The organism is Streptomyces sp. Je 1-79 (genome assembly GCF_025195125.1).
Lineage (GTDB): Bacteria > Actinomycetota > Actinomycetes > Streptomycetales > Streptomycetaceae > Streptomyces.
In genome coordinates, this window is the sequence record NZ_JAMGSL010000009.1 from 344847 (window position 1) to 351719 (window position 6873).

At 71.4% G+C, this 6873-nt stretch carries 8 protein-coding genes; 5 read left to right on the forward strand and 3 right to left on the reverse strand.

What is annotated here, in order from left to right; genetic code table 11:
- Window positions 1-122: 122 nt before the first annotated feature.
- Window positions 123-974 (reverse strand): biotin--[acetyl-CoA-carboxylase] ligase, encoded by an 852-nt coding sequence (locus M5362_RS21155; protein WP_260229232.1) that lies wholly within the window; start codon window positions 972-974, stop codon window positions 123-125.
- 133 nt (window positions 975-1107) lie between these two features.
- Between M5362_RS21155 and M5362_RS21160 the strand changes: the two genes are divergently transcribed.
- Together M5362_RS21160 and M5362_RS21165 are read left to right on the forward strand one after the other, a co-directional pair.
- On the forward strand, window positions 1108-2700 hold the full coding sequence (locus M5362_RS21160; protein WP_260229233.1) for an acyl-CoA carboxylase subunit beta: 1593 nt from the start codon (window positions 1108-1110) through the stop codon (window positions 2698-2700).
- Between the two features lie 16 nt (window positions 2701-2716).
- Entirely contained in the window at window positions 2717-2929 is a 213-nt protein-coding gene (locus M5362_RS21165; protein ID WP_260229234.1) for an acyl-CoA carboxylase epsilon subunit, read from the forward strand.
- A 140-nt stretch (window positions 2930-3069) separates the two neighbouring features.
- Here the strand turns inward: M5362_RS21165 and M5362_RS21170 are convergent, their stop codons facing one another.
- On the reverse strand, window positions 3070-4437 hold the full coding sequence (locus M5362_RS21170) for an MFS transporter (RefSeq protein ID WP_260229235.1): 1368 nt from the start codon (window positions 4435-4437) through the stop codon (window positions 3070-3072).
- Window positions 4438-4506: 69 nt separating this feature from the next.
- Here M5362_RS21170 and M5362_RS21175 point away from each other — a divergent pair, with 69 nt between their 5' ends.
- The 3 genes from M5362_RS21175 to M5362_RS21185 all read left to right on the forward strand — a co-directional run bounded on the left by M5362_RS21175 (window position 4507) and on the right by M5362_RS21185 (window position 6046).
- Complete coding sequence (locus M5362_RS21175) at window positions 4507-5142, forward strand: TetR/AcrR family transcriptional regulator (protein WP_260229236.1); 636 nt, start codon at window positions 4507-4509, stop codon at window positions 5140-5142.
- Between the two features lie 75 nt (window positions 5143-5217).
- Window positions 5218-5346: a morphogenic membrane protein MmpB gene (gene mmpB / locus M5362_RS21180; protein WP_260229237.1), complete on the forward strand. Its 129-nt coding sequence runs from the start codon at window positions 5218-5220 to the stop codon at window positions 5344-5346.
- Window positions 5347-5440: 94 nt separating this feature from the next.
- Entirely contained in the window at window positions 5441-6046 is a 606-nt protein-coding gene (locus tag M5362_RS21185; RefSeq protein ID WP_260229238.1) for a nucleoside triphosphate pyrophosphatase, read from the forward strand.
- A gap of 18 nt (window positions 6047-6064) precedes the next feature.
- On the opposite strand, the gene M5362_RS21190 is transcribed toward M5362_RS21185, so the two are convergent.
- Window positions 6065-6523, reverse strand: coding sequence for a hypothetical protein (locus M5362_RS21190; RefSeq protein ID WP_260229239.1), 459 nt, complete (start codon window positions 6521-6523; stop codon window positions 6065-6067).
- Window positions 6524-6873: the final 350 nt, after the last annotated feature.

Here is a 6873-nt window from a genome sequence, read left to right on the forward strand (position 1 = left end):
CGCTCCACGATACGACAGGTGTGTGCCAGCTCACGCCGTTCCGGTCGCGTCCCATGTTTACGCGTCGGCGCCCACCACCATGGGGTGGGCGCCGGTCACGCAGGGCGAGGAAGGAGCCGCCGTCAGCCCGTCGCGCGGACGTGGACGATGTCGCCCGCCGCGACCGCCTCCGTGCCGCCGCCCTCCGTCGCCACCACCAGGCGCCCGTCTCCGTCCACGGCCAGCGCCTCGCCCTCCAGCATCCGCTCGCCCGGGAGGTCCGCCCGGACGTGACGGCCCAGGGTCGAGCAGTTCGCCGCGTACGCCGCCTGGAGGCCGGACGCCTCGGGGTCGCCGTCCGCCCGCACCCAGTCCCCGTACCAGTGCTCCAGCGACCGCAGGACCGCCCGCAGCAGCGTGTCCCGGTCCGTCGAGACGGCGTCCGCGAGGAGCAGGGAACCGGCCGCGGGCACCGGGAGTTCGTCCTCCTTCAGCGTCACGTTGACGCCGATGCCGACGACGATGCCGTCCTCGCCCGCCCGCTCGGCGAGGATCCCGCCGGTCTTCCGCTCCTCGCCGCCGACGGAAACCAGCAGGTCGTTCGGCCACTTGAGGGAGAGGTCCACGCCCGCGGACTTCGCGAGCCCGGTCGCGGCGGCGACACCGGCGAGCAGCGGGAGCCAGCCCCAGCGGTGGACGGGCACGTCCGGCTTGAGCAGGACGGAGAGGAAGAGCCCGGCCCGCGGCGGCGACACCCAGTCGCGGTCGAGGCGGCCGCGGCCCGAGGTCTGCTCCTCGGCGACGAGCACCGCGCCCTCGGGCAGCTCGTCGGCGCGGGCGGCCAGGTCGGAGTTGGTGGAACCGGTCGTGGTGACCAGGTCGAGCGAGGTCCACAGTCCGTCGTCGCGGACGAGCGCGCGGCGCAGCGCGGAGGCGTTGAGCGGGGGCCGGTCCAGGTCGGACCACCGCGCTCCTGAGGCATCGGAGGACGTCATGCAAGCCAGACTAGGTGTGGCAAAGACCGCAGTGCCGAACCGTATCGGCGTCGATACCCTACGGATCAGTAGCCGGGCAGTAGCCCATTCGTACCCAACGAACCCCCGTGACCAGGCAGGGAGCCGCATCCCGATGTCCGAGTCGGTAGAGCCACAAGAGATCGACATTCACACGACCGCGGGCAAGATCGCGGATCTGCAGCGCCGTATTGACGAGGCCACCCATGCCGGTTCCGAGCGTGCGGTGGAGAAGCAGCACGCGAAGGGCAAGCTGACCGCGCGGGAGCGGATCGCGCTCCTGCTCGACGAGGGCTCGTTCGTGGAGCTCGACGAGTTCGCCCGGCACCGGTCGACCCACTTCGGCCTGGAGAAGACCCGGCCGTACGGCGACGGTGTGGTGACCGGCTACGGCACGGTGGACGGCCGCCCTGTCGCCGTGTTCTCCCAGGACTTCACGGTCTTCGGCGGTGCGCTCGGCGAGGTCTACGGCCAGAAGATCATGAAGGTGATGGACTTCGCGCTGAAGACCGGCTGCCCGGTGGTCGGGATCAACGACTCCGGCGGCGCGCGGATCCAGGAGGGCGTCATGGCCCTCGGCATGTACGGCGAGATCTTCCGCCGCAACACGCACGCCTCCGGTGTGATCCCGCAGATCTCCCTGGTCGTCGGCCCGTGCGCCGGTGGCGCGGTCTACTCCCCGGCGATCACCGACTTCACGGTGATGGTCGACCAGACCTCGCACATGTTCATCACGGGCCCGGACGTCATCAAGACGGTCACCGGCGAGGACGTGGGCTTCGAGGAGCTCGGCGGCGCCCGCACGCACAACACCACGTCCGGTGTGGCGCACCACATGGCCGGGGACGAGAAGGACGCGATCGAGTACGTCAAGTCCCTGCTGTCGTACCTGCCTTCGAACAACCTCTCGGAGCCGCCGGCCTTCCCGGAGGTCGCCGACACCGAGCCCTCGGACGAGGACCGCGAGCTGGACGTCCTGATCCCGGACTCCGCGAACCAGCCGTACGACATGCACAAGGTCATCGAGCACGTCGTCGACGACGGCGAGTTCCTGGAGACCCAGGCCCTGTTCGCGCCGAACATCCTCACCGGCTTCGGCCGGGTGGAGGGCTTCCCGGTCGGCATCGTCGCCAACCAGCCGATGCAGTTCGCCGGCTGCCTGGACATCAACGCCTCCGAGAAGGCCGCGCGTTTCGTCCGCACCTGCGACGCCTTCAACATCCCGGTCATCACCTTCGTCGACGTGCCGGGCTTCCTGCCCGGTGTCGACCAGGAGTACGGCGGCATCATCCGCCGGGGCGCCAAGCTGATCTACGCCTACGCGGAGGCGACGGTCCCGCTGATCACCGTCATCACCCGCAAGGCGTTCGGCGGCGCGTACGACGTCATGGGCTCCAAGCACCTGGGCGCCGACCTCAACCTCGCCTGGCCGACCGCGCAGATCGCCGTCATGGGCGCGCAGGGCGCGGTCAACATCCTGCACCGCCGCACCATCGCCGCCGCCGAGGACCAGGAGGCGGAGCGGGCGCGGCTGATCCAGGAGTACGAGGACACCCTCCTCAACCCGTACACGGCGGCCGAGCGCGGCTACGTCGACGGCGTGATCATGCCGTCCGACACCCGCCCGCAGATCGTGAAGGGCCTGCGTCAGCTGCGTACGAAGCGGGAATCCCTGCCTCCGAAGAAGCACGGCAACATCCCCCTCTAGGCCTCAGGGAGTCGACATGATCAAGGTCGTACGAGGTAACCCGACCCCGGAGGAGCTGGCCGCCGCACTGGCGGTGGTCCAGGCCCGGGCCGCGGCGACGGCGGCGGCGTCCGCGGCCGACGGCGGCCCGGTGGCTCCCGAGGGCTGGTCGGACCCGGCGCGTATCGCCCGTTCGGTACGGCCCCGGCCGGGACCGCGCTCGTGGGCGCGCTCCTACTGGCCGGCGTAGGACGTCGGAGGTACGCCGAGAGGCCGGGCCCGTGTGCGGGGGCCCGGCCTCTCGGCGTACCCGGAAGGCCGTCCGTAAGGCGCGCCCGGAAGCGGTCCGAACGGCGGTGCGGAAGGCGCTTCGGAAGGCGGTCCGGAAGGTCACGAGCGGCGCAGGAGGAGTCCGGCGAGGACGGCGCCCACGAGGACGATCGCCGCGTTGACGAGGACCGCGACCCCGATCCCGTCGAGGACCGTGGCGGAGGTGACCACGACGGCGCTCATGATCGGCGTGCCCATGGTGATGCCGATCTGCTGGGTCATCGTGGCGAGGCCGGTCGCCATGCCCTGCTCGGAGTCGGGCAGTCCGGAGGTGGCCGTGACCATGAAGCCGACGATGGCGAGCATGTTGCCGACGCCGCCCGTGAACGTGGCGGCGAGCAGCAGCCAGAGCCAGCTCCGGTCGTCGCCGAGGGCGTAGAGGGAGACGGTGGCGGCCGCCTGGAGGAGTCCGCCGGCGACGAGGGCCGCGCGGGGCCCGTACCGGCCGATGAAGCGCGAGGCGAGGACTCCGCCGAGGACCGTGCCCGCGCCGAGCACGCCGAACGACAGACCGGCGGCGAGCGGCGAGAAGCCGAGGACGTCCTGGAGGTAGAGCGTCATCAGGAAGACCAGCGAGGTCTCGGTGACGAAGGCGACGAGCCCGGCGAGGTTGCCCCAGACCACGGTGCGGCGGGTGAGGATCCGGACGGGCACGAGGGGCGAGGCGGCCCGACGCTCCACGAACCAGAAGGCGACGAGGAGGGCAACGCCGACGGGGAGCGCCAGGGGCTCGGTGGTGAGGCCGTAGACGAGCGCGAGCAGTCCGCCGGTGACCGTGACCGCGCCGGGGACGTCGAGGCGCGGGCGGACCTCGGGACGGCTCTCCTTCAGGACGGCGGGGGCGACGAGGAGGACGGCGAGGGCGACGGGCACGTTGATGAAGAAGGCCCAGCGCCAGGAGAGCAGGTCGGTGAGGATGCCGCCGAGGATCGCGCCGGTGGTGAACCCGGCCGACATGAGCGCGCCGTTGAGCCCGAGCGCCTTGGCCCGCAGCGGGCCCTCCGGGAAGGAGGAGGTGAGCAGGGAGAGTCCGGCGGGGGTGACGGCGGCGGTGGCGAGGCCCTGGGCGACGCGCGCGGCCATCAGCACCGCGGGGCCGGTGGCGAGCCCTCCGGCGAGGGAGGAGATCCCGAGCAGCGCCATGCCGGCGAGGAAGAGGCGGCGGCGGCCGACGAGGTCGGCGACGCGCCCGAAGAGGAGGGTGAATCCGGCCGCGGCGAGGGCGAAGGCGGTGGCGATCCACTGGAGGCCGGCCAGGGAGAAGCCGAGTCCTTCGCCCATGACGGGCAGGGCGACGTTCAGGATCGAGAAGTCGACGGCCAGCATGAACTGGGCGACGAGGAGGACGAGGAGGACGAGCCGCATCCGTCCGTCCATACGGGCGGCGGGCCGGGTGCCGGCCTGTGACCGGACATCGGTGGCAACCATGAGCGGACCCCTTAATGGGCTTCTGGTTCCGTTAAGATGTCCCGTACCGTAGCAGACTCGAAGGCGTTAATGGAACAGGAGACCCGTTTGAGCGAGAGCCAGCCGGCCGTGCCCGGCACCGTGCGCCCCGGGGGCCGTACCGCGAAGGTGCGCCGAGCCGTCCTCGAAGCGACCGAGGACGCCCTGGCCGCGACGGGCTTCCACGGACTGAACATGGACCACGTCGCCGCGAGCGCGGGCGTCGGCAAGACGACCGTCTACCGGCGGTGGAGCTCCCCCGTCGGCCTCGTCGCCGACCTGCTGCGCGACATGGCGGAGCAGTCCCTGCCGGCCTCCGACACCGGGAGCCTGGCCGGGGACCTGCGGGCCAACGCCGCGCTCGTCACGCGGACCCTCACCGACCCCCGGATGGGCGGCGTCTTCCGCGCCGTGATCGCGGCCGCCGCCTGCGACGAGGAGTGCGCCGAGGCGCTGAACGGCTTCTACCGGGCCCGCCTGGAGGAGTGGGCCCCGGTGGTGAAGCGGGGCGCCGCGCGTGGGGAGATCCCGCCGGAGACCGACGGCCTGGAGCTGCTGCGCGCGGTCTCGGCGCCGCTCTACTACCGCTTCATGATCACGCGCGAGCCGCTGGGCCCGGAGGACGCGGACCGGGCGGTCCGCGCGGCGCTGACGGCGGCCGAGGCGGGGGTGTTCACCACCAGGTGACTAGTCCGCCGGCGGGGGGCCGCTTGAGTACGGGTACTCAGGCGCCCCGGCCGTGGCGCGAGCAGGATCGGACCCATGCTGTGGTCCGACCCGGAGAACGAGCCGCCGAAGGAGATGCGCGACATGCAGGCGATGCTGCGTCGCGCGTCGATCCTGCTGGCCCTGGCGATGGTGGTGGCGATGTTCGTGGTCGGCATCCACTGAACGCGCGGGCACGCGCCGCCCCGGTGGTGCGCGCGCCGGTGACGGATCGCGGCTTCGGCGGTCCGGAGACGTCCGTACTGGCTAGGCTTTCCCCATGACTGCTGATCGCCGCCGTGTCGTGCTCGCCTCCGCCTCGCCCGCCCGTCTCGGACTGCTCCGGCAGGCCGGACTCGCCCCCGAGGTCATCGTGAGCGGCGTCGACGAGACCAAGACCCACGCCCCGACCCCGGCCGAACTCGCCCTCGCGCTCGCCGAGGCCAAGGCCGCCCACGTGGCCGCCCGCCCCGAGGCGAGCGGCGCGCTCGTCATCGGCTGCGACTCCGTCCTGGAACTCGACGGAGAGGCGCTCGGCAAGCCCGCCGACGCCGAGGAGGCCACCGCCCGCTGGAAGGCGATGCGCGGCCGGGTCGGCATCCTCCAGACGGGTCACTGCGTGTACGACACGGCCGCCAAGCGCTACGAGTCGGCGACCGCCTCGACCGTGGTCCGCTTCGGCGAGCCGACCGACGCCGAGATCGCCGCGTACGTGGCGAGCGGCGAACCGCTCCACGTGGCGGGCGCGTTCACCCTCGACGGCCGCTCGGCGCCGTTCATCGACGGCATCGACGGCGACGCGGGCAACGTCATCGGCCTGTCCCTGCCCCTGCTGCGGACGCTGCTCGCCAAGCTCGGGGTCTCCATCACCGACCTCTGGCACTGACGGGGCATCTGCGGAGGGCTACGCGGGCGCCGGTGCCCCTTGGGGAGCGTCGGCTTCGGGGGCCTCGGTGCCCTTGCCGTACGCCACCAGCGTCAGCACGATCAGGCCGAGCACCACGGTCATGAACGCGAAGGCTCCCCAGCCGATCAGACCGATCGTCACCGCGCCGAGCAGGCCGTGCACCACGGCGCAGCCGATGAGCAGGGCCCGGCCGGCGCGTCCGGGGCGCCTGTCCCGTATGCCGGTGATCAGCGCGACGGTGGCACAGAGGGCGAGGAGCAGTCCGGAGACGATCCCGAGCACCCAGGTGCCGGTGACCATCGCGTCCGGGTCGAGTCCGTCGAGGGACATCGACTGGGCTTCGACGAACCGTGCCATGACGGCGTTGATCGCGACGATGCCCGGCGCTTCCAGGAACAGCACCCCCGCCGTCACGAGCGCTATCGGTCTGCGGGCCACTTCGGCCACCCCCTGCATACGGCTGTTACCGACAGTACGTACGGATGCGCGAAGGCTACTGCCGGGTAAACCCGTGGACAAGGGTCGGCGGCGGACGAAGCCGTGGCAAAGAATCATTGCGCCATTCGTAGGGACTCCACAAAGAAACCTGATCGTCCACTGGCCGCACGAACAGAGACCTGCGCCACACGGGCGAGCTACTGTGCCGTAGAGGAACCCTGCGTACCGTGGTGCGACAAGGGATTTCACGAGCCCGAACGCCTCGTATCACGCTCCGTGTGGGCAAGCTCACCACTGGGGACGGGTCGAAAAGACGTGTCGGCAGTCCCTAAACTCAGCTTGTTTTCAAGGAGGGAGCCATCGTGCGC

Bases quoted from the DNA above. Each gene is read 5' to 3' on its own strand.
- M5362_RS21155 (WP_260229232.1), bottom strand. From the start codon at position 974: ATGACGTCCTCCGATGCCTCAGGAGCGCGGTGGTCCGACCTGGACCGG.
- M5362_RS21160 (WP_260229233.1), top strand. From the start codon at position 1,108: ATGTCCGAGTCGGTAGAGCCACAAGAGATCGACATTCACACGACCGCG.
- M5362_RS21165 (WP_260229234.1), top strand. From the start codon at position 2,717: ATGATCAAGGTCGTACGAGGTAACCCGACCCCGGAGGAGCTGGCCGCC.
- M5362_RS21170 (WP_260229235.1), bottom strand. From the start codon at position 4,437: ATGGTTGCCACCGATGTCCGGTCACAGGCCGGCACCCGGCCCGCCGCC.
- M5362_RS21175 (WP_260229236.1), top strand. From the start codon at position 4,507: ATGGAACAGGAGACCCGTTTGAGCGAGAGCCAGCCGGCCGTGCCCGGC.
- mmpB (WP_260229237.1), top strand. From the start codon at position 5,218: ATGCTGTGGTCCGACCCGGAGAACGAGCCGCCGAAGGAGATGCGCGAC.
- M5362_RS21185 (WP_260229238.1), top strand. From the start codon at position 5,441: ATGACTGCTGATCGCCGCCGTGTCGTGCTCGCCTCCGCCTCGCCCGCC.
- M5362_RS21190 (WP_260229239.1), bottom strand. From the start codon at position 6,523: ATGCAGGGGGTGGCCGAAGTGGCCCGCAGACCGATAGCGCTCGTGACG.